The sequence below is a fragment of the Jiangella alkaliphila genome, assembly GCF_900105925.1.
Taxonomy (GTDB): domain Bacteria; phylum Actinomycetota; class Actinomycetes; order Jiangellales; family Jiangellaceae; genus Jiangella; species Jiangella alkaliphila.
In genome coordinates this window covers 4,611,258-4,635,605 of record NZ_LT629791.1, presented here as the reverse complement: position 1 = coordinate 4,635,605, position 24,348 = coordinate 4,611,258, and the positions used below count along the sequence as shown (strand labels likewise).

19 protein-coding genes and 1 pseudogene are annotated in these 24,348 nt (G+C 73.0%); 6 read left to right on the top strand and 14 right to left on the bottom strand.

The features are described from left to right. Positions 1-80: 80 nt before the first annotated feature. The 3 genes from BLV05_RS21180 to lnt are packed head-to-tail and all read right to left on the bottom strand — an operon-like array spanning position 81 to position 2,871. The gene (locus BLV05_RS21180) at positions 81-593 is read right to left on the bottom strand and encodes an FxsA family protein (protein WP_052763086.1); all 513 of its coding nucleotides are present in this window, start codon (positions 591-593) and stop codon (positions 81-83) included. Beyond that, complete coding sequence (locus BLV05_RS21175) at positions 590-1,333, bottom strand: polyprenol monophosphomannose synthase (RefSeq protein ID WP_046772272.1); 744 nt, start codon at positions 1,331-1,333, stop codon at positions 590-592. Before BLV05_RS21175 ends, BLV05_RS21180 begins: the two co-directional genes overlap by 4 nt. Then, positions 1,330-2,871 (bottom strand): apolipoprotein N-acyltransferase, encoded by a 1,542-nt coding sequence (gene lnt / locus BLV05_RS21170; RefSeq protein WP_152691072.1) that lies wholly within the window; start codon positions 2,869-2,871, stop codon positions 1,330-1,332. Before lnt ends, BLV05_RS21175 begins: the two co-directional genes overlap by 4 nt. Positions 2,872-3,503: 632 nt before the next feature. Between lnt and BLV05_RS21165 the strand changes: the two genes are divergently transcribed. Continuing rightward, the gene (locus tag BLV05_RS21165) at positions 3,504-4,463 is read left to right on the top strand and encodes a LysR family transcriptional regulator (RefSeq protein WP_046772308.1); all 960 of its coding nucleotides are present in this window, start codon (positions 3,504-3,506) and stop codon (positions 4,461-4,463) included. 137 nt (positions 4,464-4,600) lie between these two features. On the opposite strand, the gene BLV05_RS21160 is transcribed toward BLV05_RS21165, so the two are convergent. The 8 genes and pseudogenes from BLV05_RS21160 to BLV05_RS21125 form a co-directional block, all read right to left on the bottom strand. Then, positions 4,601-5,791, bottom strand: a complete 1,191-nt coding sequence (locus BLV05_RS21160) for a vWA domain-containing protein (protein ID WP_046772270.1) — start codon at positions 5,789-5,791, stop codon at positions 4,601-4,603. A 3-nt stretch (positions 5,792-5,794) separates the two neighbouring features. Continuing rightward, positions 5,795-6,454, bottom strand: coding sequence for an SRPBCC family protein (locus BLV05_RS21155; RefSeq protein WP_046772269.1), 660 nt, complete (start codon positions 6,452-6,454; stop codon positions 5,795-5,797). 20 nt (positions 6,455-6,474) lie between these two features. Continuing rightward, the gene (locus BLV05_RS21150) at positions 6,475-7,335 is read right to left on the bottom strand and encodes an AAA family ATPase (protein WP_046772268.1); all 861 of its coding nucleotides are present in this window, start codon (positions 7,333-7,335) and stop codon (positions 6,475-6,477) included. A gap of 3 nt (positions 7,336-7,338) precedes the next feature. After that, positions 7,339-8,229: an XdhC family protein gene (locus BLV05_RS21145; RefSeq protein ID WP_046772267.1), complete on the bottom strand. Its 891-nt coding sequence runs from the start codon at positions 8,227-8,229 to the stop codon at positions 7,339-7,341. A gap of 12 nt (positions 8,230-8,241) precedes the next feature. Further along, on the bottom strand, positions 8,242-10,563 hold the full coding sequence (locus BLV05_RS21140; RefSeq protein WP_172860808.1) for an aerobic carbon-monoxide dehydrogenase large subunit: 2,322 nt from the start codon (positions 10,561-10,563) through the stop codon (positions 8,242-8,244). 65 nt (positions 10,564-10,628) lie between these two features. Further along, positions 10,629-11,102: a (2Fe-2S)-binding protein gene (locus BLV05_RS21135; RefSeq protein WP_046772265.1), complete on the bottom strand. Its 474-nt coding sequence runs from the start codon at positions 11,100-11,102 to the stop codon at positions 10,629-10,631. A 1-nt stretch (position 11,103) separates the two neighbouring features. Beyond that, positions 11,104-11,985, bottom strand: coding sequence for an FAD binding domain-containing protein (locus tag BLV05_RS21130; RefSeq protein WP_046772264.1), 882 nt, complete (start codon positions 11,983-11,985; stop codon positions 11,104-11,106). A gap of 60 nt (positions 11,986-12,045) precedes the next feature. Further along, a pseudogene (locus BLV05_RS21125) lies at positions 12,046-13,678 on the bottom strand (amidohydrolase). A gap of 45 nt (positions 13,679-13,723) precedes the next feature. Between BLV05_RS21125 and BLV05_RS37080 the strand changes: the two are divergent. After that, entirely contained in the window at positions 13,724-14,833 is a 1,110-nt protein-coding gene (locus BLV05_RS37080; protein ID WP_046772262.1) for a winged helix DNA-binding domain-containing protein, read from the top strand. A 282-nt stretch (positions 14,834-15,115) separates the two neighbouring features. Here the strand turns inward: BLV05_RS37080 and BLV05_RS21115 are convergent, their stop codons facing one another. From BLV05_RS21115 to BLV05_RS21105, 3 genes are all read right to left on the bottom strand, one after another. After that, positions 15,116-16,522 carry an IS1380 family transposase gene (locus BLV05_RS21115; protein WP_083421320.1) on the bottom strand — a complete coding sequence of 469 codons (1,407 nt, stop codon included), beginning with the start codon at positions 16,520-16,522 and terminating at the stop codon, positions 15,116-15,118. A gap of 454 nt (positions 16,523-16,976) precedes the next feature. Next, complete coding sequence (locus tag BLV05_RS21110) at positions 16,977-17,831, bottom strand: IS5 family transposase (RefSeq protein ID WP_231948578.1); 855 nt, start codon at positions 17,829-17,831, stop codon at positions 16,977-16,979. A gap of 225 nt (positions 17,832-18,056) precedes the next feature. Next, positions 18,057-18,617, bottom strand: coding sequence for a helix-turn-helix domain-containing protein (locus BLV05_RS21105; RefSeq protein ID WP_046768562.1), 561 nt, complete (start codon positions 18,615-18,617; stop codon positions 18,057-18,059). Between the two features lie 20 nt (positions 18,618-18,637). On the opposite strand from BLV05_RS21105, the gene BLV05_RS21100 reads away from it, so the two are divergent. From BLV05_RS21100 to BLV05_RS21085, 4 genes are all read left to right on the top strand, one after another. Beyond that, on the top strand, positions 18,638-19,162 hold the full coding sequence (locus BLV05_RS21100) for a GNAT family N-acetyltransferase (RefSeq protein WP_046768418.1): 525 nt from the start codon (positions 18,638-18,640) through the stop codon (positions 19,160-19,162). 137 nt (positions 19,163-19,299) lie between these two features. Further along, positions 19,300-20,631 carry an L-lysine 6-transaminase gene (gene lat / locus BLV05_RS21095; protein ID WP_046768419.1) on the top strand — a complete coding sequence of 444 codons (1,332 nt, stop codon included), beginning with the start codon at positions 19,300-19,302 and terminating at the stop codon, positions 20,629-20,631. Between the two features lie 22 nt (positions 20,632-20,653). Continuing rightward, positions 20,654-22,204 (top strand): aldehyde dehydrogenase family protein, encoded by a 1,551-nt coding sequence (locus BLV05_RS21090; RefSeq protein ID WP_046768420.1) that lies wholly within the window; start codon positions 20,654-20,656, stop codon positions 22,202-22,204. Then, entirely contained in the window at positions 22,201-24,348 is a 2,148-nt protein-coding gene (locus tag BLV05_RS21085; RefSeq protein ID WP_052762386.1) for a thiamine pyrophosphate-dependent enzyme, read from the top strand. The genes BLV05_RS21090 and BLV05_RS21085 overlap by 4 nt, the downstream gene beginning before the upstream one ends.

The window sequence follows — 24,348 nt, the reverse complement described above, 5'->3', positions numbered from 1 at the left end:
TCCTCCTCGTCCGCTGAACCCGCGCCTGCCCCCGGGAGCCACCCGGGGGCAGGCGCGGTTCTGTGTCCAGACGCGTCCGGCTATTTCTTCCCGTCGCGGGGCGGGTCGGTGTCGACGACCTCGCCCTCGATGACGACGCCGTGCTGGACGCCGCCCGTGCCGCCCGCGCCGGACCGGCCCGGCCCGGCGGCACCCGGGGTACGGCGGCCGGGGAACGTACGGAACGCCGACGCTGCCATGCGCCGGCCGACGCCACGCCGGATCGGCGGGATCAGCAGCACCAGGCCGATGAGGTCGGTGAGGAAACCGGGGAAGGTCAGCAGGACGCCGGCGAGGATGCGCGCCCCGGTGTCGGCCATGCGCGCCGATGACGCCGGCACCGACTCGGGCTCGTCCTGCGGGAACCGGCCGTCGGCGGCCGCCGAGCGCAGCTCCTGCCACGCGCGCAGCCCTTCGATGCGCAGCAGGGCGATGCCCAGCACGCTGGTGCCCAGCAGGAGCAGCAGCGCCCAGCCGAGCCCGACCCAGTTGGCCACCATGACCAGCGCGATCAGCTCGATCACGCCGAGGGCGAACGGGCCGAAGCGTCTCACCGCCGGCTCCCTCCGACGAGGCCGCGCAGCTGCCGGGCGCGGTGCTCGACACCCCATCGGGTGACCCGCCACAGCGCCTCGCGCACGATCTTGCCGTCCATCTTCGACTCTCCCTGCTCCCGTTCGACGAACGTGATCGGGACCTCGATGACCCGGAGCCCGCCCCGGACCGCCCGCCACGCAAGGTCGACCTGGAAGCAATAACCTTGCGACGCCACGCTCTCGATGTCCAGTTCGCGCAGGGCGGCGGCCCGGAACGCCCGGAATCCGCCGGTGGCGTCGCGCAGCGCCGTGCCGAGCGCGACCCGGGTGTAGGTGTTGCCGATGCGCGAGATCGCCTGCCGCTTGTACGGCCAGTTCACCGTCCGCCCGCCGGGCACGTAGCGCGACCCGATGACGAGGTCGGCGTTCTCGGCGGCGTGCAGCAGCCGGGGCAGCTCCTCGGGCTGGTGCGAGCCGTCGGCGTCCATCTCGACGATGACGTCGTAGTCGCGGGCCAGCCCCCACCCGAAGCCGGCGACGTAGGCCGCGCCGAGGCCCTGCTTGCCGCCGCGGTGCAGCACGTGCACGTGGTCGTCGAGCTCGGCCAGCTCGTCGGCGAGGGCGCCGGTGCCGTCGGGCGAGGCGTCGTCGACCACCAGGATGTGCGCGTCAGGCACCGACGTGCGCGTGCGGTCGACCGCCTTGCCGATGGTCAGCGCCTCGTTGTAGGTGGGGATGACCACGAGGACCGATGTCATGGCACACCTGCCTCCACGGACGGCCGCGGCTCGTCGGCGGCGGGAGCGCCGGCGCGCCTGTTGCGGCGGGCGTTGACGACGACGATCGCGACGGCGCCGAGGCCGAGCGCGGTGACGATCCACTCGGGCCAGGCGCCGATGCGGGTGGCCAGGGTGAGGTCGTCGGCCAGCGGGACCTCGGTGACGATGACGTCCTGGGTGAACAGCTCGGCGCGGTCCAAGACCGTCCCGTCCGGTGCGACGACGGCGCTGACGCCGGCCAGCGCCGACACCAGCACCGTCCGGCCGTGCTCGAACGCCCGCACCCGCGACTGCGCCAGCTGCTGCTCGGTCATCTCGGTGCGCCCGAACGTGGCGTTGTTGGTCTGGACGGAGAGGAACTGGCCGCCGTCGAGGACGGCGTCGCGGACGATGCCGTCGAAGGCGACCTCGAAGCAGATGACGTTGCCGATGGTGGTGTCGCCGACCTGGAAGATGCCGACGGTGTCACCGGGCAGGTGGTCGCGCGGCTGCTGGTTGACGGCGTCGGTGATGCGCTCGGCGATGGAGCGCATCGGGATGTACTCGCCGAACGGCATCGGGTGCCGCTTGACGTAGGTGGCGCCCGGCCCGGTGTCGGGGTCCCACAGGATCGACGTGTTGCGGACGTTCTCGCCGTCGTCGGTCGGGACGATCGCGCTGATCAACGTCGGCACCCCGATGGCCTGGACGGCGCCGTCGATGGCCCGGAAGGTGTCGGCGTCGTGGTACGGGCTGATGTCGGAGGAGTTCTCCGGCCACAGCACGATGTCGGGCCGCTCGGCCTCGCCCGCCTCGACGTCGGCGGCCAGCCGTTCGGTCGCCTCGACGTGGTTGCGGGTGATGGCGCGTTTCTCGTCGTTGTAGGCCAGCCCCTCGGCCGGCACGTTGCCCTGCACGATCGCGACGGTGACGGTGACGCCGTCGGGCTGCAGGGGCTGGATGAGCAGCGGCGCGACGACGATGGCGACGGCGCCCGCGGCGGCCGCGGCCCGCACCCAGAGCCGGCGCTCGACGACGACCCAGGCGAGCAGCCCGCTGGACAGCGCGACCGCGAACGACAGCCCCGGCGAGCCCGCCCACGAGGCCAGCCCCAGCATCGGGCTGTCGGCCTGCGAGAACGCCAGCTTGCCCCAGGTGAACCCGCCGTACGGGAGGCGGCCGCGGACGGCTTCGTCGGCGACCCACACCGCGGCGGTCCAGACCGGCCAGCCGGGCAGCCGCATGACCAGCGTCAGGCCGAGCGCCAGCGGGATGAAGAACAGCGCCTCGAACAGGGCCAGGATGAGCCACGGGATCGGCCCGACCTCCATGCCGGTCCAGTCGAGCAGCGGCAGGAAGAAGCCGGCGCCGAACAGGAAGCCCAGCAGCGCCGAGCGCTTCAGCGGCTGGTCGCGCACCAGAAGCGCGAACGCGCCGGGCACGAGGACGGCGACGAACCAGAGGTCGTAGGGCGGGAACGCGGCGATCAGCGAGACACCGAGGAGCGCGGCTCCGGCGTAGCGCCACAGGTGGGTCACGTTGTCCTGCTCCGTCCGACGTCCAGCGGCTGGCGGTGGGGCCCGTTCGGGTGGTTGACCGGCCCCCGTCAAGTGTGCTGCCGATCGCGTGACGGTACAACGTGCACCCCGGGCACTGAGTGCCCGGGGTGCTGCCGTGCTGGTCCAGCGTCTGTGACGAAGGACGCAGCCCGGCCCCGCCCTTCGGACCGGGCCGCGGACGCCGCTGGATGCGGCGCGCGGACCGTTGTCTACTGGGCGGGCCGGGCCCGACCTCGTCTCACCCCGTGCCGCTGCGGGCGACGTACAGACGGGTCATGCGAGCGAGGGCCTGGCTCACGAAGGATGCCCGGCCCCTGTGAGACACAGGAACCGCCCCTCGACCCTCCTCGCAACGCCCGTCCGGACCGCCGGCCCGAACGGTTTCGTCCGCTGGTGGACCCTCGTGACTTTGCTGGATGCATCGGCGGGGTGTCAAGCCGCCGGTCGACCTGCGCAAACGCCCCTGCGCCGCTGGTCACGGGCGACTGGATACGGAGAAGTCGATCGAGAAAGGTTGTCTCCGCCCGGCGTGTCGCGATCGCCGAGACGGACATACCACACGCATGATCAGCAACCGCCGCGAGGAGCCGTCCGGGCGATACGGTGAGCGGGTGACGCCGACGCAGCTGCGGGCCTACCTCGCGGTCGTCCGGCTGGGCTCGGTCAAGCAGGCTGCCGGCGAGCTGTCCATCACCGAGGCGGCCGTGTCGCTGCACATCGGCAAGCTGCGCCGCGAGCTGGGCGACCAGCTGTTCCACCGCACCGCGTCGGGCCTGGCGTTCTCGCCCGGCGGCCTGCGGCTGGCCAGCCGGGCGGCCGAGCTGGTGGGCCTGCAGAACCGGACGATCCTCGAGGTCAGCCAGGCCGGCAACGGCCGCCGGCTGCTGCGCATCGCCGCGTCCAGCCTGTTCGCCGAGTACGCCGCGCCCGGGCTGATCGAGCTGTTCGCCGGGCGCGCCGACGACCTCAACGTCGAGCTCAGCGTGCACCACCCGGGCGCGTTCGGCTCGCTGCTGCACACCCGCGCCGTCGACGTCGCGATCGGCCCGCAGCCCAGCACCGTCGACGACACCCTGCGCTGCACCCGGTTCCTGCAGTACCAGCTGATCGTCGTCGTCGGGCCGCAGCACCCGCTGGCCGCGGTGTCGTCGCCCAGCGCGGCCCAGCTGCGCGACGAGGTCTGGCTGCTCGGCCCGTCGGCGGCGGCCGACACCGGCCCGGTCCCGGGGCTGCTGCGGCGGCTGGGCGTGGCCGAGCAGCGGCAGCAGATCTTCCAGAGCCACGCGGCCGCGCTGGAGGAGGCGCAGCGCGGCCACGGCGTCGCGCTGGCGGTCTCGTACGCCGTCGGCCGCGACGTCGGCACCGGCCGCCTGGTCCGCCTCAACGGCCCGTCCCTGCGCGGCGACGGCGTCTGGACCGCCCTCACCCTGGCCGACGACGGCCCCGCCACGCCCGCGGCCGAGCTGGTCCGCTTCGTCACGACGCCGCGGGCCACCCAGGCGATGCTCAAGGGCTCCGGCGTCCACGTCGGCCGCTTCCGCCCGTCCATCCACGTGACACTCTGGAGCTAGGTCGCGGTGCGGTGGGTCGGCACGCTCGCCGCTTTGCAATGAGCACCTATACGCACCGCCACCCCGGTGGTGCGTATAGGTGCTCATTGCAAAAGGCGCCGGAACCCGTCTCCCACCAGCGACGCCGCGCCCGACGGTCAGCGGTGGCGGGCGATGGCGGCGATCGCGTCGGCCAGCGAGCGGAACGTCGCGGCCGGCAGGAGGTCATCGCAGTACGGGAGGGCGGCGGCCATGCTCGCGACCGACGGGACGTAGTCAGGCGCGCCGGCCCGCGGGTTCAGCCAGACCACCCGGTGCGCACGTCGCCGCAGCCGGGCCAGCGCCGCCGCCAGCTCCGCGGGCGGGTCGGCGTCCCAGCCGTCGGAGGCGATGACGACGACGGCGCCGCGGGTGCTGTCGGCGTGGTGCGACGCCAGCAGCGCGCGCAGGCTGGCGGCGATGCGGGTGCCGCCGAACCGGTCGGTGACCTGCGCCGTCGCGCGGGCGACCGCCTCCTCGGGCGACCGGTGCGCGAGCACGCTGGTCAGGCGGGTCAGCCGGGTCGCGAACGCGAACGCCTCCGCATCGGCGCCGGTCGCCAGGGCCCGCATGAGGTGCAGGTACGCCGTCGCCTGCGGCTGCATGGACCGGCTGACGTCGCAGAGCAGCACGACCCGCCGCGGCCGCCGGGCCGGCCGGGTGCGGACCAGGGTGATGGCCTCCCAGCCGGTCCGCCTGGCCCGCGCGATGGTGGGCCGGACGGCGACCCGGTGCCCGGCGGGGTCGGCCACCTGGCGCCGGGTCCGCCGCGTCGGCCAGTTCGGCAGGGCGGCCCGCAGCCAGGCTCCGAGCAGGGCCATCTCCGCGGCGTCGAGCGCGGCGAACGGCGCGTCCGGCAGCCCGGCCAGGGCGCTCGGCAGCCGCTGCGGGACGGCGACGGCGCCCGGCTCGCCGTCGGCGGCGACGGTCAGCCGCGGCAGCGTCGCCCAGGGCAGCCCGCGGTGCCCGCCCACGCCCCCGCCGGGTGCCGCGGCGCCGCCCGGCCGGTGCACGTCGCCGTCCGCCGGCGGGAGGCGGTCGCCGTCCTGGCCGCGCTCCCCCAGGTCCAGCTCGGCGTCGTCGAACACCGCCCGGAACACCGCGTCGAACGGCGCCAGCTCGCCGTGGCGGCGCACCAGCGTCGTGCGGGCGGTCCAGTAGAGCCGCGACCGCGTGTCCGGCGCACAGACGGCCAGTGCCCGCACGAAGTCCTCGACGGCGGTCTGCCCGGCCGCGACCCCGTGCTCGCGCAGCCTGACGCCGAACGCCGTCGCGAACGCCGCCCGGTCCGCACCACGCAGCAGCGTCATGGGTCAGCGGGTGACCAGGTACATCGTCACGCCGACCAGCACGATCAGGGTGACCACCAGCGGGACGATCCGCCGCGCGATCGATCCGCCGGCCACGCCCATGATGTCCAGCGGCTCGGGTTCGACGGCGGGCGGGACGGGCGCCGCAGCCGCGGCGGCCGGCTCGGGCTCAGGCGCGGCTGCGGGCGCGACGACGGGCTCGGGCTCGGCCGCCGCCGCGGCGCCGCCCAGCTTGCCCTCCAGGCACTCGACGAACTGACCGAGCAGCTTCGTCGACACCTCCTTGATCATGCCGCGGCCGAGCTGGGCGATCTTCCCGCTGATCCGCAGGTCGGTGTCGACGGTGACGACGGTCCGGTCGCCGTCGGGCCGGAGCTGGGCGACGATCTGGGCCGATGCGTTGCCCGCGCCGCGAGAGTCGCGGCCGGAGGCGCTGATGACGGCGCGGTGGGCGGCGTCGTCCTTCTCGACGAACGTGGCGGTGCCGGCGTACTCGGACACGACCGGCCCGACCCGGACCCGCACCCGGCCTTGGTAGACCTCGCCGTCACGGCCGGTGAGCTGCGCGCCCGGCATGCACGGCGCGATGCCCTCGAGGTCGGTGAGCACCTCCCAGGCGCGGTCGACGGGCACGCCCACGGTGAACTCGTTGTCGATCTGCATGGATCCTCCCTGTCACGGGTTCACGCCAGCTCCTCGAACGCCGCCGCGATGGCGCCGCGGTCGTCCGGGGTCTTCGCGATGGCCGACAGCGTACGGACCGCATCGGCCCGGACGAGGTCCGTCGCGCCGATCGACGACAACGCGGCCACCCAGTCGATGGTCTCGGCCATCCCGGGTGCCTTGTCCAGGTCGAGGGCGCGGACCCGGCCGATGAACCGGCTGGTGGAGCCGATCAGCGGCTCGCTCGCCGCCGGCACCGTCCGCCGCAGGATCTCCGCGGCCCGCTCCGGCTCCGGGAAGTCGATCCAGTGGTACAGGCAGCGGCGGCGCAGGGCGTCGTGCAGCTCGCGGCTGCGGTTCGACGTCAGGACCACGACGGGCGGGCGCGCGGCGGTGTAGGTACCCAGCTCGGGGATGGTCACCGAGGCCTCGCCGAGGAACTCCAGCAGCAGCGCCTCGAACTCGTCGTCGGCGCGGTCGATCTCGTCGATCAGCAGCACCGGCGGGATCGGCCCGTTCGCCCGGACGGCGGCGAGGATCGGCCGCTCCAGCAGGAACTCCTCGGTGAACAGGTCGGCGTCGGTGAGCCGCTCGTGCCGCGCCTCGGCCAGTCTGATCGCCAGCAGCTGGCGCTGGTAGTTCCACTCGTAGAGCGCCTCGCCCGCGGTCAGCCCCTCGTAGCACTGCAGCCGCAACAGCCGGGCGCCCAGCACCCGCGCCAGAGCCTTCGCGGCGGCCGTCTTGCCGACCCCGGGCTCGCCCTCCAGCAGCAGCGGCTGGCCGAGCTCGGCGGCAAAGTACATCGCGGTGGCGGTGCCCTCGTCGACCAGGTAGTCGACGCGGTCCAGCCGGCGGCGCACCTCGTCGGGGTCGGCGAACAAGCGCTACCTCCCCGCCGTCGTCGCGTACCGGTCGCGGCAGCCCGGCCCGCAGAACCACACGTCGGCGCCGTCGAGGACCAGGTGCGGGGTGTCCGGCCCGACGGCGACGGTCATGCCGCAGACCGGGTCGACGGCCAGCCGCGGGGCCCGCGCCGGCTCGCGGTCCGGGACGGCCAGCCGCCCGGCCCGCACCTCCTGGACGATCTCGGCGAGGATCGACAGCGCGATCTCAGCCGCCGTCCGCGCGCCGATGTCCAGCCCGGCCGGCGTGCTGACGCGGGCGCGCTCGGCCTCGGTCAGCGTCAGCTCCGCCAGCACGCCGGCACCTCGCCGCGGGCTCGCGACCAGCCCGATCCACCCGACGCCGGCGTCCAGCGCGGCCCTGATGACGGCCGGTTCGTCGCCGCCGTGGGTGGCGATGACCAGCGCGGACGGCGTCGCCGGCGGCTGTGTCCCGGTGCCGGCCCGGACCACCTCGAACCCCAGCGGCTCGCCCAGTTCGGCCAGCGCCGCCGCGATCGGCGAGTGGCCCACGACGTGCACCAGCGGCCGCGGCAGCCGCGGCTGCAGGAAGATCTCCATGGCTCCCCCGGACAGACACGGGTTGACGACGACGCGGGCGCCGGGCGTGTCCGGGAACGGCCCCGCGTCCTCCGGCAGCACCCGCAGCAGCACGCTCTCGCCGTCGCGCATGGCGCCCAGCGCGGCCGCCCGCACCGAGCTCTCGGTGCACTGGCCGCCGACGAACCCCTCGATGGTGCCGTCGGCCAGGATGATCGCGTCGTCGCCGGCCCGCGCCGACGCCGGCACCTGGGCCCGCACCACGGTGGCGCGGACGAACGGGACCCGGCCGGCGAGCAGCTCGCCGGCCCGGTCCTCGATCGTGTGTGTCACGGCTGCCCCGGCTCAGATCGGCGGCCGCGCCTGGCCGCGCATGGCGTCCCACACCCGCGACGGCGTCAGCGGCATGTCGGCGTGCCGGACACCGAACGGCGCGAGCGCGTCGACGACGGCGTTGACGATGGCCGGCGGCGAGCCGACCGTCGCCGACTCCCCCACGCCCTTCGCGCCGATCGGGTGGTGCGGCGACGGCGTCACGGTGAAGCCGGTCTCCCAGTCGGGCACCTCCATCGCGGTCGGGAGCAGGTAGTCCATCAGCGACCCGCCGAGGCAGTTGCCGTCCTCGTCGAACGCGATGATCTCCATCAGCGCCATGCCGACGCCGTCGGTGAGCCCGCCGTGGATCTGCCCCTCGATGATCATCGGGTTGATCCGGGTGCCGCAGTCGTCGACGGCGACGAACCGGCGCACCTTCACCTGCGCGGTCCCCGGGTCGACGTCGACGACGCAGATGTAGGCGCCGTGCGGGTAGGTGAGGTTCGGCGGGTTGTAGGTGATCTGCGCCTCCAGCGCGCCCTCGTACCCGTCGGGAAGGTCGCCGCCGCCGTGCGCCCGCATGGCGATGTCCTGGATCGTCACGGCCGCGCTGGGGTCGCCGGCGACGTGGAAGGAGCCCTTCTCCCAGACGAGGTCGTCGGCGGACACCTCGAGCATGCCCGACGCGACGATGCGGGCCTTGTCGCGGACCTTCCGGGCCACCAGCGCGGCCGCGGCGCCCGAGACCGGCGTGGAGCGGCTGCCGTACGTGCCCAGGCCGAACGGTGTGTTGTCGGTGTCGCCGTGGACGACGTCGACGTCGGCCGGCGGAATGCCCAGCTCCTCGCCGACGATCTGCGCGAACGTCGTCTCGTGCCCCTGCCCCTGCGACTGCACCGAGAGCCGGACCACCGCCTTCCCCGTCGGGTGCACCCGCAGCTCGCAGCCGTCGGCCATGCCCAGGCCGAGGATGTCCATGTGCTTGCGCGGCCCGGCGCCGACGGCCTCGGTGAAGAACGAGACGCCGATGCCCATCAGCTCGCCGCGAGCTCGCTTCTCCGCCTGCTCGCGGCGCAGGTCCTCGTAGCCGGCCAGCTCCATCGCCTTGCGCATGGTCGGCTCGTAGTCGCCGGAGTCGTACACCCAGCCGGTCTTCGTCGTGTACGGGAACTGCTCGGGCCGGATGAAGTTCTTCAGCCGCAGCTCGACCGGGTCCATCGCCAGCTCGGCGGCGAGGCAGTCGACGATCCGCTCGACCAGGTAGACGGCCTCGGTGATGCGGAACGAGCAGGCGTACGCGACGCCGCCGGGCGCCTTGTTCGTGTAGACGGCGGTCATGTGGCAGTAGGCGGCCTCGAGGTCGTAGCTGCCGGTGAACACGCCGAAGAACCCGGCCGGGTATTTCACCGGCGCGGCGGTGCCGTTGAACGCGCCGTGGTCGGCCAGCACGTGGGTGCGCAGGCCGAGGATGCGCCCGTCGCGCGTGGCCGCGATCTCGCCGCGCATGACGTAGTCGCGGGCGAACCCGGTGCTGACCAGGTTCTCCGACCGGTCCTCCATCCACTTGACCGGCTTGCCGGTGACGATCGAGCCGACGACCGCGCACACGTAGCCGGGGTAGATCGGGACCTTGTTGCCGAACCCGCCGCCGATGTCCGGCGCGATGACCCGGATCTTGTGCTCCGGCAGCCCGGCCACGAGCGCGTACAGCGTCCGGTGCGCGTGCGGCGCCTGAGTCGTCGACCACAGCGTCAGGCGGCCCTCGACCGGGTCGAAGTCGGCCACCGCGCCGCAGGTCTCCATCGGCGCCGGGTGCACCCGCGGGTACACGATGTCCTGGCTGACGACGACGTCGGCCTTCGCGAACACCGCCTCCGTCGCCGCGGCGTCGCCGGTCTCCCAGTCGAAGCAGTGGTTGTCGGTCTTGCCGTCGAGGTCGTCGCGGATGACCGGGGCGCCCTTCGCGAGGGCGCGGCGGACGTCGACGACCGGATCGAGGACGTCGTACTCGACGTCGATCAGCTCCAGCGCGTCGCGGGCGGCGTAGCGGTCCTCGGCGACGACGAACGCGACCTCCTGTCCCTGGAACCGCACCTTGTCCGTGACCAGGACGGCCTGGACGTCGTTGGACAGCGTCGGCATCCAGGCCAGGCTCAGCGTCTCCAGCGTCGCGCCGGTGACGACGGCCTTCACCTTCGGGTGCGCCTCGGCCGCGGTGGTGTCGATGCTGACCAGCTTCGCGTGTGCGACCGGCGCCCTCAGGATGGCCAGGTGCAGCATGCCCGGCAGCTGGACGTCGTCGACGTAGCGTCCGCGGCCGCGGACGAACCGCGGGTCCTCCTTGCGCAGCATGCGGCCGTGGCCGACCGGGTGCTGGTCGTTGTCCTCGAAACCGGCCGGCTTGCGGCCGACGGTGGTCACGGTGCACCTCCGGCCTCGTACGCGGCGGCCCAGCGGACCGAGCGGACGATGGTGGCGTAGCCGGTGCAGCGGCAGATCTGCCCGCTGATGGCGGTGCGGATCTCGTCCGGCGTCGGGTCCGGGTTCGCGTCGAGCAGGGCGCGTGCCGTCATCATCATGCCGGGGGTGCAGAAGCCGCACTGCAGGCCGTGGCACTCGATGAAGCCGCGCTGGACGGGGTCGAGCTCGCCGTTGCGGGCCAGGTCCTCGACGGTGCGGACCTCGTGGCCGCCGGCCATCGCCGTCAGCACGGTGCACGACTTCACCGGCCGGCCGTCCAGCCAGACGACGCAGGTGCCGCAGTTGCTGGTGTCGCAGCCCCAGTGCGTGCCCGTCAGCCCGAGCACGTCGCGCAGGAAGTGCACCAGCAGCAGCCGCGCCTCGATCTCGCGGACGACCTCCTCGCCGTTCACCGTCAACGAGACCTGCATGTCAACTCCTCCTCTCCAGCGCGCGCTCGACCGACCGGCGCAGCGCCCGCTTCGTCAGCTCGCCGGCGAGGTGCCGCTTGTACTCGACGCTGCCGCGCATGTCGGTGTCCGGACGGCAGCCACGGGCGGCGATGCTGGCCGCCGCTTCGTACAGCCGCTCGGACGGCTCGCGGCCGCGCAGCGCGGCGGCGACCGCGGGCAGCGCCGTCGTGTTGGGCCCGACGGCGGCCAGGCCGACCCGCGCGTCGGTGATGCGCCCGTTCTCGTCCAGCCAGACGGCGGCCCCGGCGGACACGACCGCCCAGTCGCCGGCCCGCCGCTCGACCTTCTCGAACGCGCTGCCGCCGCGCGGGCGGACCGGGAACCGGATCTCGGTGAGGATCTCGCCGTCGCCGACGGCGGTCTCGTACGGCCCGTGGTGGAACTCCGTCATCGGCACGATCCGCTCGCCGCGCGGGCCACGGATGACGCAGCGCGCGTCGAGCGTCGTGCAGACCGCCGACAGGTCCTCCGACGGGTCGGCCTGGCACAGCGACCCGCCGAGCGTCCCCCAGTTGCGCACGACCGGGTCGGCGATGACCCGCTCGGCGTCGCGGAAGATCGGGAACGCCGCCGCCAGCTCGTCGGACTCGAGCAGCTCGCCGTGCCGCGTCAGCGCGCCGATCCGGATCTCGCCGGAGCCGATCCGGAGGTAGCCGAGCTCGTCACGCAGGCCGTTGATGTCGATGAGGTATTCGAAATTGGCCAGCCGCAGCTTCATCATCGGCAGCAGGCTGTGCCCGCCCGCCACCAGCCGGGCGCTGCTGCCCAGACGCTCCAGCAGGCCGATCGCGTGGTCGACGCTGGTGGCTCGCTCGTACTCGAACGGCGCGGGTACCTGCATGCTCAGACCCCCCTTGTCGTGTGCGTGCTGTGATCAGCACACGCCCGGGGGCCACGGTTGTCAACGGCGACCTAATCGATCGCTTAACTCACCCGGCCGCGTACACCGTCCGGCCGCGCGCGACCGTCCGCAGGCAGGGCGGCAGCGGCACGTCCGGCGACAGGTCCGGCAGCCCCGGCACGCCCGCCCGCGGGTCGGTCGACCAGGCCGCGACCCGCGCGTCCGGCGCCTGGACGACCAGCTCGTACGGCACCTCCCACACGGCGAACGACGCGCGCATGCCGGGCGCCAGCACGCCGGCGTCCTCGACCCGCGCGGCCCGCCAGCCGCCCCGCGTCGCCGCCGAGAACGCCGCCCGCGCGCTGATCCGCTGGGCCGCCGTCCGGTGCTGCGACGCCGCGCGCACCGTCTCCCACCCGGCCAGCGGCGTCACCGGCGAGTCGGACCCGAAGGCGAGCAGCACGCCGGCCCGGGCCATGGCGGCGAACGGGTTCAGCGCGATGCCGCGGTCCGGGCCCAGCCGCTCGACGTACAGGCCGTCCGGGCCGCCCCACAGCGCGTCGAAGGCCGGCTGCACGCTGGCCGCGACGCCGAGCCGGGCCATCGACGCGATCAGGAGATCGTCGATCATCTCGACGTGCTCCAGCCGGTGCCGCGACCCGACGACGGCGGCCAGCCCGCAGACCTCGGCGGCGGCCGCGACGGCCTCGACGGCGACCCGGACCGCCTCGTCGCCGATGCAGTGGAAGCCGGCCTGGATGCCGGCCCGGGTGCAGGCGACGACGTGCTCGGCGGCGGCGCCGGCGTCGAGGTAGAGCCGGCCGCGCTCGTCCGGCGCGTCGGTGTACGGCGAGGACAGCCGGGCGCTGCGCGAGCCGATCGAGCCGTCGACGTTGAGGTCGCCGGCCGCGCCAGCCGCACCCAGGGCCTGGGCCTGCGCGGCGCCGCGAGCGCCCCAGTAACCGATGACGTCCGGCAGCTCCGGGTCGGCGCCGAGCGCGAGGACCGCGGTGAAGTCGGCGGAGTCGCTGATCTGCGGCGCGCCGATCTCGTGCACCGCGCCGATGCCCAGCGACGCGGCATGCCGCAGCGCCTCCTCGCGCAGCTCGGCCATCCTCCTCGCCGGGACGGCGGACCGGGCCGCCTGGCGGGCCCGGTGGTGGGCGTCGCGGCGGACCAGGCCGTCGTCGTAGCCGTCGGCGCGGGCGATGGAGCGGTCGGCGGCCAGCAGCGTGCCGGACACCGCGGCGGTGTGGACGTCGCGCCGGGCCAGGTAGACGGCGGTGTGGCCGGCGGCGCGGTCCAGCTCGTCCGGGGTCGGCGCGCCGCCGTCGGGCCAGCCGTCCTCCTCCCAGCCGAAGCCGAGGATCGCCTCGCCGGGGCGCTCCTTCGCCCGCTTCGCCACCAGGTCCAGCACCGCCGCCCGGCTCGCCGTCCCCGCCAGGTCGAGGCCGTCGCGGGCCAGCCCGGTCTCCGTCAGGTGCACGTGCGCGTCGACGAACGCGGGCGCGACCAGCGCGTCCTCCAGGTCGACGACCTCGTCGGCCGCGTCCAGATGGGTTCTCGCGGCGCCCTCGGGGCCCACCCAGGCGACCGTGTCGTCGACCACCAGCATCGCGGTCGCGAACGGGTCGGCGGGGCTGTGGATGCGTCCGTTGCGGTAGAGCGTCGTCGTCACCCGGCGATTCTGCACTTCGACCGGTGCGACGTTGTCGGTGGGTCGCGAGAGGCTAGGGCCATGTCCGACGTGCTGACCCGCCGCCAGCTGAACCGCGCCACCCTGGCCCGGCAGCTGCTGCTCGACCGCGCCGATCGTGCCGACCGCTCCGTGCTCGCCACCGTCGAGCACCTGGGCGGCCTGCAGGCGCAGCAGCCGTTCTCGCCGTACTACCAGCTGTGGTCGCGGCTGCGCGGGTTCCGGCCCGAGCTGCTGGCCCGGCTGCTGCTCGACCGCACGGTGGTGCGCATCGCGGCCCAGCGCGGCACCATCCATCTTCTGTCCGTGCCCGACGCGTTGACCCTGCGGCCGTGGGTGCAGCCGCTCTACGTCGCCGACCTTCGCACCAACGCCGAGCACGCCAAGCCGCTCGCGGGCGTCGACGTCGAGGCGGTGGCCGCGGCCGCGCGCGAGCTGGTCGACGCCGAGCCGCGCACCATGGCCGAGCTGGGCGCGCTGCTCGCGCCGTCGTGGCCGTCCGTGGGCGCCGCGCACCTGGCGCACGTGGCGCGGGCCCTGCTGGTGCTGGTCCAGGTACCGCCGCGGGCCGTGTGGGGGCAGAGCGGGCAGACCCGGCTGACCACGGTCGAGCGCTGGCTCGACCGGCCGCTGGCGGCGCCGTCGCCGGACATGTTCGTGCGGCGCTATCTGGGCGCCTTCGGCCCGGCGTCGGTCGCCGACCTACAGACGTGGTGCGGCCTGACCCGGCTGCGCGCCGTCGTCGACGAGCTGCGCCCGTCGCTGCGGGTGTTCCGCGACGAGACCGGCCGCGAGCTGTTCGACCTCCCCGACGCGCCCCGCCCTGACGCCGACGTTCCGGCGCCGGTCCGCTTCCTGCCCGACTTCGACAACGTGCTGCGCTCCCACGCCGACCGCACCCGCGTCATCGACGACGTCAACCGCAAGCGCATGAACCGCCGCAACGGCGTCGTGCCGCACGCCTTGCTGGTCGACGGCGAGGTGGCCGGCTGGTGGCGGCTCGAGGACGCCGTGCTGACGGTCACGCCGTACCGGCCCCTGTCGGCCTCGGAGGTCGCGGACGTCGAGGCGGAGGGGCGGGAGCTGCTGGAGTTCGCGCTGCCGGTGGGCGACGTCGACGCGGCCGAGGTGCGGGTGATGCCGGCCGAGTGACGCCAGTTCGGCGGGGGTTTGCCGAGTTGGGCGTCCCCCTGCTGCCCATTCTCTTAGCCGCGCACTCGCGCCTCAAGTCCGCGCCTCTGCGGTCGGCGCTCGCTGTGGCCGGGGGCTTGGACTTGACCCGCGCGCACGCGGCCTAAGCCTCGATCCACCGACCAGCTTGGTGACGTCGTCTGGTTTCAGGCGAGGTGGTTGTGATCACGTTGGGTGTGAGTGAGTTGCCGGTCTGCCCGGCTTTCCACTGGGGTTCCTTCTCGTGCCGGCGGGGGCTGGTGGTCAGGTGTGTGTCGTGGCGGGCCGGGGGAAGAGGGCGTTGTAGAGCGTGGACCACGCGGTCTGCCAGGGCCAGTTGGTCGGCAGGTGCAGGGTCAGACGCCGGGCGGAGGTGGCGATCCGGGCGGGGACGGTGATGAGTTTGCGGCGGATCGTCGCGGTGGTCGCCCTGGTCAGAGTGGGGGTCTTGGTCAGGGTCGCGGCGGCGCGGGTGAGGTTGAACGCCATGACCGCGCAGACGAGCCAGGCCGCGTTGGCGTTGAACACCCCGGAGGGCAGGTGGGCCAGCGCGGAGGCCTTGAGGTCGGCGTGGACGTTCTCGATGACCGCGTGGGCCCGGTGGGTCTGGTCCGCGGCGACGGTGTCCATCTCGGTGGTGTCGGTGGTGGTGAAGAAGGCGTGGAAGCGCCAGGAATCGAACAACGTGTCCTGGCCTTCGCTGTTGCGGGGGTTGAGATCGGGGATACGGCGGACCACGAGCCGGCCGGGGACCTGGTCGGTCTTGTTCTTGGAGGTGAACGCGGTGAAGGGAACCTCGGCGACCTCGGCACGAGAGTTCCATGTTCTGGTGGTCTCGTCGTAGACGGCGTCGGTGTATTTGATCGTGGTCCAGGCGGTCTCGGCGATGCCGGCGATGGCGCGTTTGACCGCCGGGTCCATCCGCACGGTGATCGAGACGTTCGCGCCGGCCTTCAACGCTGCGGTGACCAGGGCGTGGGAGTAGAACGCCGAGTCCGCCCGGACCAGCACGTCTCGGCCGGCCAGGTGGGTGCGGCGGATCAGGGCGAGGGCGTCGGTGGCCAGACGCGTCGCCCCGCGTGGGGACCCGGCCGAGCCGTTGCGCAGGCGCTGGGCGGCGATCACCGGCGCGAAGGTCTGGCTGGAAACGGTGGCCAGCACGGCGTTCAGGCCCCGCACCCCGGAGTACCCGAACCCCGCGCCCTGCTTCTGATAGCCGTGTACCTCCACGATGGTGTCGTCGATGTCGACCATCACCGTCGCGGTGTCTGCGGTCTCGCCCAGCAGGGCCGTGCGCTGGGTCAGGTTGATCAGAAACCGAGAGGCGATCGCGTCGGCTTGGCGGACATGGCCGAAGGTGAAGGCGCGCAGGAACGAGCCAAGTGTGGAGGGGGCGTAGATGCCGGCGAAGACCTTCCCCATCGCGCCGTGGCGTAGCAGGGCCATGTCGTCGATGCTGTCCGCGCCGGCGGTCATGCCGGCGACCAGGCCCGACAGCTTCAGCCCGGCGTTGGCGCCCTTGTCCGTCGGCACGCTCAGGTGCTCATCGCCCAGCTCGCGCAGCCGTGCCTCGCCGGCCAGGGCCATCGCCGGGACCAGGCCCGCCGACGACACGAGGTTGGGCTCATCGAAGGCCGCCGAGACGACCGGTCGGGTGTGAGAGAGTTGCATCTACGAGATGCCCTTCTTGAGCTGGCGATACGTGCCTTAGACAAGTCGTATCCTCCCAGCTCAGAAGGGCATTCTCACGCTCCCACGCCCTACCACGACACTCCACCTGTCGGTGGATCGAGGCTAAGAACTGGCAGCTATCAGGGGGACGGGGAAGAACCGGGCACAGCCACGCCCGACATGCGCCGTTGGCTTCCTGGGTGTGAGTCGCGTCCTGGGTCTGAGTCGCGCTGAACCGGCGAAACAGGCCCGGGAACGCGCCTCACACCCAGGACGCGACTCACACCCAGGTTGGTGATCGCCCGGGGTCCTGGTCTGCCGTTACGTCCTGGTCCCTAGTCACGCCGTGAGCCCCGAATCCGCCGTTTCGCGTAACGGCAGACCACGACGTAACGCCAGACCATGACCCGCCCGTCGCCACACCTCCCCCGTCCCCCTGATAGCTGCCGAGTTCTTAGTAAGTGTTGGGAAAGGTGCTATCTGGGGTGCGCGGGTTGCCATGGGCGTCGTCCGGGCGCGGGTGCCAGGCGTCGGGTCTGAGGCCGATCATCGCCCACTTGATCATCGCTTCGGAGTGTTCGGGGAGGCGTTCGTAGTCGCGTGCCAGGCGTCGGGTTCGCATCAGCCAGGACAGTGTTCGTTCGACCACCCAGCGGCGCGGGAGGACTTCGAAGGTGTGCCGGCCCTCGGGTTTGCGCACGATGTCGACCAGGATGCGGCAGTGCTGCTGGGCCCAGGCGATCAGCTTGCCGACGTAGCCGCCATCGGCCCAGACCAGCGCGATCGAGGGCATGGCCATCTTCGCCCGCGCCAGCACCGGGCGGGCGCCGACGCGGTCTTGCAGACCGGCCGTGGTGACCAGCACCACGATGAGCAGCCCGAGGGTGTCGGTGACGATGTGGCGTTTGCGGCCGTTCACCTTCTTACCAGCGTCGTAGCCCCGACTGTCGCGCCCGACGGTGTCCGCGCCCTTCACCGACTGGGCGTCCACGATCCCTGCGCTGGCCATCGGGTCACGCCCGTTCCCATCACGAACCGCAGCGCGCAGCGCGTCGTGGATCCGGTCGGTCACCCCGGCCTCGTTCCAGGTCTTGAAGTACCAGTACACCGTGTCCCACGGCGCGAAGTCGTGCGGCAACTGCCGCCACGAACAACCCGTCCGATTCACGTACAAGATCGCGTCCACGATCCGGCGCCGGGCATGCTTGGCCGGACGCCCACCCGGCTTCACCGGCACCATCGGCGCGATCAACTCCCACTGCGCATCGGTCAGATCCGACGGGTACCGCGGTGTCGACGACGTGTCCATGAACCACCACAATCACCACGTCCGTCACATCAGTCACGCAGGCACGCCGAACCACTTTCCCAACACGTACTTAGGCCGGGGACGCGCGGGTCAAGTCCAGAGCCCCCAGCCACAGACCACCGCAACCAGCAAAGGCGTCGGACTTGAGGCGCGCGTTCACGGCTAAGACAATGGGCAGCAGGGGGACGGCCCACTCGGCAACATCCCCGCGGACGAGCGGCGCCATCAACTCCGCGGCCGCATGATCAGGGCGGCCACGTGGTACGAGCACGGCACGTCCCAAGGGTTGGCGTAGGTGTGCGCCACGTCGGCGGCGAAGTAGATCGAGTCGCCGGCGGCGAGGTCGTGCGCGTCGTCGGCGAGGGTGAGGCGGAGGCGGCCGGTCTCGACGACGACGTACTCGTGGGAGCCGGCGGCGTAGGCGGGGTACTCGCCGGGCGCGGCGCCGGGCGGCAGCTCGGTCCGGACCCACTCGAAGTTCACCCCCGGCACGACCGGCGTCAGGATCGTGCGGCGCCAGCCGTCGGGGGCGACGGCGACGTCCTGCTCGGCCGCCCGGCGCACGATGACCCGCCGCACGTCGCCGGGATCGAGCAGCGTCGCCATCGGCGTGCCCAGCGCCTTGGCGATGCGGTCCAGCACCACGACAGTGGGCGCCTTGCGGCCGCGCTCCACCGACCAGATCATGCTGGCGCTGACGCCGGACTTCTCGGCGAGGGCGGACATCGGCAGGGACCGCTGCAGGCGGGCATCGGTGATGCGGCGGCCCAGCGCGACGAGATCCATGCCGTTCACTATAATGAGGTGTGGTTCTCTATAGTGAATCGACGTCGACGACCATCCGTCCCGCGACCGCGGCCGACCTGCCCGCCGTCACCACGATCTTCGCCCACTACGTCGAGACCAGCGTCGTCACCTTCGAGGAGACGCCGCCCACGGTCGCCGACTGGGCACAGAAGCTGGGCGATCTCACCGATCGCGGGCTGCCCTTCCTGGTCGCGACCGCGGGCGACACGGTCGCCGGCTACGCGTACGCCGCGCCCTGGCGCCCCAAGCCGGCCTACCGGTACACGGCCGAGAACACCGTCTACCTCTCCCCCGCCCACACCGGCCGCGGCCTGGGCCGGCTGCTGATGACGTCGCTCATCGACGCCGGCGCGGCGGCCGGACTCCGCCGGCTGATCGCCGTCGTGGTCGACGAGGGCGGCGCGAACCCGTCGCTCGCGCTGCACCGCTCGCTCGGGTTCACCGAGGCCGGCCGGCTCGGCGCCGTCGGCCGCAAGCACGGCCGCTGGCTCGACACCGTCCTGCTGCAGCGAGATCTCGACTGAAAAGCCCCCATTCGGGCTAGACCGTAACGGGATGTCTTCTTGCTTTGACAGCTAATCAACGCAAGAATTACGTCCAGGCGAGCCTCACGAGGGACGTCTTCTGTCACCGTACCCGGGTTCGAGGAGGTTCACCGATCGTGGCCGAACAGCTCACCATCACCGCGGACGAGGTCCACGCGATTCTCGGCAAGCATCTGCTCACGGACGGCTTCAAGCTCGTCCTCGACACCGACGCCAGCCAGGGCAGCTGGCTGGTCGACGCGCGTGACGGCAAGCGGTACCTGGACATGTACACGTTCTTCGCCTCCGCGCCGCTGGGCTGCAACCCGCCGGGACTCGTCGACGACCCCGCGTTCATGGATCTGCTCGCCCGGGTCGCGGCCAACAAGCCGGCCAACCCCGACATCTACTCCGTCCACCTCGCCGAGTTCACCGAGACGTTCGTCCGCGTGCTCGGCGACCCCGAGCTCCCGCACCTGTTCTTCGTCGAGGGCGGCGCGCTCGCCGTCGAGAACGCGCTCAAGGTCGCCTTCGACTGGAAGAGCCGGCACAACGAGGCGCACGGCCGCGACGCCGCCCTCGGCACCCGTGTCATGCACCTGACGAAGGCCTTCCACGGCCGCAGCGGCTACACCATGTCGCTGACGAACACCGAGCCGAACAAGACGGCGCGGTTCCCGCAGTTCGACTGGCCGCGCATCGACGTCCCAGCCATCACGTTCCCGCTCGATGAGCACCTCGACGAGGTCGAGGCGGCCGAGCGGCACGCGCTCGAGCAGGCCCGTCAGGCCTTCGAGATCCACCCGCACGACATCGCCGCGTTCATCTGCGAGCCGATCCAGGGCGAGGGCGGCGACAACCACATGCGCCCCGAGTTCCTGCAGGCCATGCAGGCGCTGGTGCACGAGCACGACGCGCTGTTCATCGTCGACGAGGTGCAGACCGGCACCGGCACGACGGGCACGGCGTGGGCGTACCAGCAGCTCGGCCTGCAGCCCGACGTCGTCGCGTTCTCGAAGAAGGTGCAGATCGGCGGCGTCATGGCCGGCCGCCGCGTCGACGAGGTCGCCGACAACGTGTTCGCCGTGTCGGGCCGCATCAACTCGACGTGGGGCGGCGGGCTGGCCGACATGGTGCGGTCGCGCCGGCTGCTGGAACTGATCGAGCAGGACGGCCTGATCGACGCGGCCGGCCCGAAGGGCGAGCGGTTCGTCGCCGGCCTGCGCGCCGTCGCGGCCGAGACCGGCGCCGTCAGCAACGTGCGCGGCCGCGGCCTCATGGTCGCCGCCGACCTGCCCGACGGCGCCACGCGCGACGCCGTCACCGCGGACCTCCGCGAGAACGAGCAGGTCATCGCGCTGCCCTGCGGCGAGCGGGCGATCCGCTTCCGTCCCGCCCTGTCGGTGACCGATGATGAGATCGACCTCGCCGTCGCGGCGTTCGGCCGCGCCGTCGCCCGTGTCAGCTGAGCACCCGAGGAGCAGAACCACTGTGACCCGCACCGTCACCTCCGTCGTCGACGGCAAGGCCGTCCCCGGCGATCGCACCGTCGCCAGCCTGAACCCGGCCGACCTCGACGACGTCGTCGGCGAGGTGAGCCTCGCGCCGGGGCGCATCTTCACCGCCGCCGCGGTCGTCGCCCACAACGCCCAGCGCGCCTGGGCCGACGTCCCGGCGCCGGTCCGCGGCCGGGCCATCGCGCACATCGGCCGGGTGGTCGAGGAGAACGCCGAGTCGCTGGCCCGGCTGGTCACCCGCGAGATCGGCAAGCCGTACGCCGAGGCGCTCGGTGAGGTGCGCGAGATCGTCGACACCTGCGACTTCTTCCTCGGCGAGGGCCGCCGGCTGTACGGCCAGACGGTGCCCAGCGAGATGCCCGACAAGCAGCTGTTCACGTTCCGCAACCCGGTCGGCACCGTCGCCGTCATCACCGCCGGCAACTTCCCGGTCGCGGTGCCGTCCTGGTACATCGTCCCGGCGCTGCTGGCCGGCAACACCATCGTGTGGAAGCCGGCCGAGTACTCCGCCGTCGTGTCCAACGCGTTCCACGACCTGTTCGTCAAGGGCGGCGGGCTGCCCGACGGCGTGTTCAACCTGGTGCACGCCGACGGCGCCGAGACGTACGCCGGCCTGCAGGAGTCGCTCGAGCTCGGCTACATCGACAAGGTCGGGTTCACCGGGTCGTCGGAGGTGGGCCGCGAGATCGGCGCGCTCACCGGCCGCCACCTGCAGACGGCGTGCCTCGAGCTGGGCGGCAAGAACCCGCTGGTCATCGCGCCCAGCGCCGATCTCGACCTCGCCGTCGAGGGGGCGCTGTTCTCCGGCTTCGGCACCGCCGGCCAGCGTTGCACGTCGCTCGGGACGGTCATCGTGCACGAGTCGCTGCACGAGGAGTTCATCCGCCGCTACGCCGCCGCGGTCGACGCCGCCGCCGTCGGCGACCCGTCGCAGGACGTCCTCATGGGCCCGCTGCTCGACGCCAAGTTCGCCGAGCGGTACGAGAAGTTCCTCGGCTGGGTCCAGCCGCAGCACACCGTGCTCGGCCGCACCGGCCGCATCACCGGCGCCAACCCGCGCGACGGCTTCGTCGGCGACCCCGCGAAGGGCCTCTTCTACCACCCGGTGGTGGTCGACGGCGTCCGTCCCGGCGACGAGCTGTTCGACCAGGAGACGTTCGGCCCGATCGTCGGCGTCACGACCTACAGCACGCTGGACGAGGCGATCGACCTCGCCAACGCGCCCGGCTACGGGCTGTCCAGCAGCATCTACACGACGAACCCGGCCGACGCGTTCGCGTACCGGCGCGGCATCTCCGCCGGCATGGTGAGCATCAACAACTCCACGTCCGGCGCCGAGGCGCACCTGCCGTTCGGCGGCAACGGCAAGTCGGGCAACGGGTCGCGGCAGTCCGGCATGTGGGTGCTCGACCAGTTCACCCGCTGGCAGTCGGTGAACTGGGACTACTCCGGCCGGCTGCAGAAGGCGCAGATGGACGTCGCCGACCTGGACGCCGACCTCGGCTTCCGGCTCGACGAGTCGTGAGCACGCCGGCCGCGCTCGAGGAGTCGCTGCTCGCGGCGATCGACGCACTGCCGGTCGCCGCGAACCCCAGCACCGTCGACGCCGACGTGCTGCGCGGCATCTTCGACGCCCAGGTGACCAGCCGGCACCTGGACGTCGTCGCGCGGGAGCTGCGGGCGGCCGGGCGCGGCTTCTACACCATCGGCTCGGCCGGGCACGAGTCCAACGCCGTCGTCGCGACGGCGCTGCGCCCGAACGACCCGGCGCTGCTGCACTACCGCTCGGGCGGCTTCTACGCCGCCCGAGCGGCGCAGGTCGAGGGCTCGACGCCGGTCCGCGACGTGCTGCAGAGCCTCATGGGCGCCGCCGACGAGCCGATCGCCGGCGGCCGGCACAAGGTGTTCGGCAACGCGGCGCTGTCGATCGTCCCGCAGACGTCCACCATCGCCTCGCACCTGCCGCGCGCGGTCGGGCTGGCGGTCGCGCTGCACCGGGCGCACCGGCTCGGCGCGCCGGCGGCCTGGCCGGACGACGCGGTCGTCGTCTGCTCGTTCGGCGACGCCTCGGCCAACCACTCGACCGCCGTCGGCGCCGTCAACACCGCCCTGAACACGGCGTTCCAAGGGCTGCCGGCGCCGATCCTGTTCGTCTGCGAGGACAACGGCATCGGCATCTCCGTCCCGACCCCGGCCGGCTGGATCGCGACGACGTACGGGGCGCGGCCCGGGCTCACCTACGTCCAGGCCGACGGCGCCGACACCGCGACGGCGCTGACGGCGGCGCGGCGGGCGGCCGGCTACGTCCGTGAGGAGCGCAAGCCCGCGTTCCTGCACCTGCGCACCGTCCGCTACCTCGGGCACGCCGGCAGCGACGCCGAGATCGGCTACCGCACGCCGGCCGAGATCGCTGCCGACCATGCCCGCGACCCGATCCTCGGCACCGCCCGCGCGCTGGTCACGGCCGGCGCCGCGACGCCCGCCGAGCTGATCGGCCGGTACCGCGAGCTGCGGGCCGAGGTCGACGCCGTCGCCGACGACCTGAGGGGCGCCCGCACGCTCGGCTCGGCGACGGAGATCGTCGCGCCGCTCGCCCCGCGCACGCCCGACGCCGTCGCCCGGGCCGCCGCCGGCCTGTACGACGAGGCCCGGGCGGACCAGCCGGCCACGCTGGCCGAGTCGATCAACGCGACGCTGTCCTCCGCCCTCGGCCGCGACCACCGCGTCGTCGTGTTCGGCGAGGACGTCGGGCGCAAGGGCGGCGTCTACGGCGTCACCCGCGGCCTGGCCCGCAAGCACGGGCGCGCCCGCGTCTTCGACACGCTGCTGGACGAGCAGTCGATCCTCGGCCTCGGGCTCGGCGCGGGACTGGCCGGGCTGCTGCCCGTCCCAGAGATCCAGTACCTCGCCTACCTGCACAACGCCGAGGACCAGCTGCGCGGCGAGGCGGCGTCGCTGTCCTTCTTCTCCACCGGGCAGTACCGCAACCCGCTGGTCGTCCGCATCGCCGGGCTGGCCTACCAGCGCGGCTTCGGTGGGCACTTCCACAACGACAACGGCGTCGCCGTGCTGCGCGACATCCCCGGCCTCGTGGTCGCCTGCCCGTCCCGCGGCGACGACGCGGCCGCCATGCTGCGCACCTGCCTGGCCGCGGCCGCCGTCGACGGGACGGTGTCGGCGTTCCTCGAGCCGATCGCGCTCTACCACACCCGTGACCTGCACGAGGACGGTGACGGCGGCTGGCTCGTGCTCGACGGGGGTGAGCACGCGCCGATCGGCCGGGCCCGGGTCCACGGATCAGGCGCCGACCTCACCATCGTCACGTTCGGCAACGGCGTGCCGATGAGCCTGCGGGTGGCCCGGCGGCTGGCCGACCGGAAGATCAGCGCCCAGGTGCTGGACCTGCGCTGGCTCGCGCCGCTGCCGGTGGAGGACATCGTCCGCGAGGCCAACCTCACCGGCCGCGTCCTGGTGGCCGACGAGACCCGGCACTCCGGCGGCGTCGGCGAAGGCGTCGTCACCGCACTGGTGGAGTCAGGCTACGAGGGCCGCATCGCCCGCGTCGCCAGCCACGACAGCTTCGTGCCGCTGGGTGCCGCCGCGAACCACGTCCTGCTCGGCGAGCAGGACATCGAGAGGGCCGCCGTCGAGTTGGCCGAGAAGGAGTGA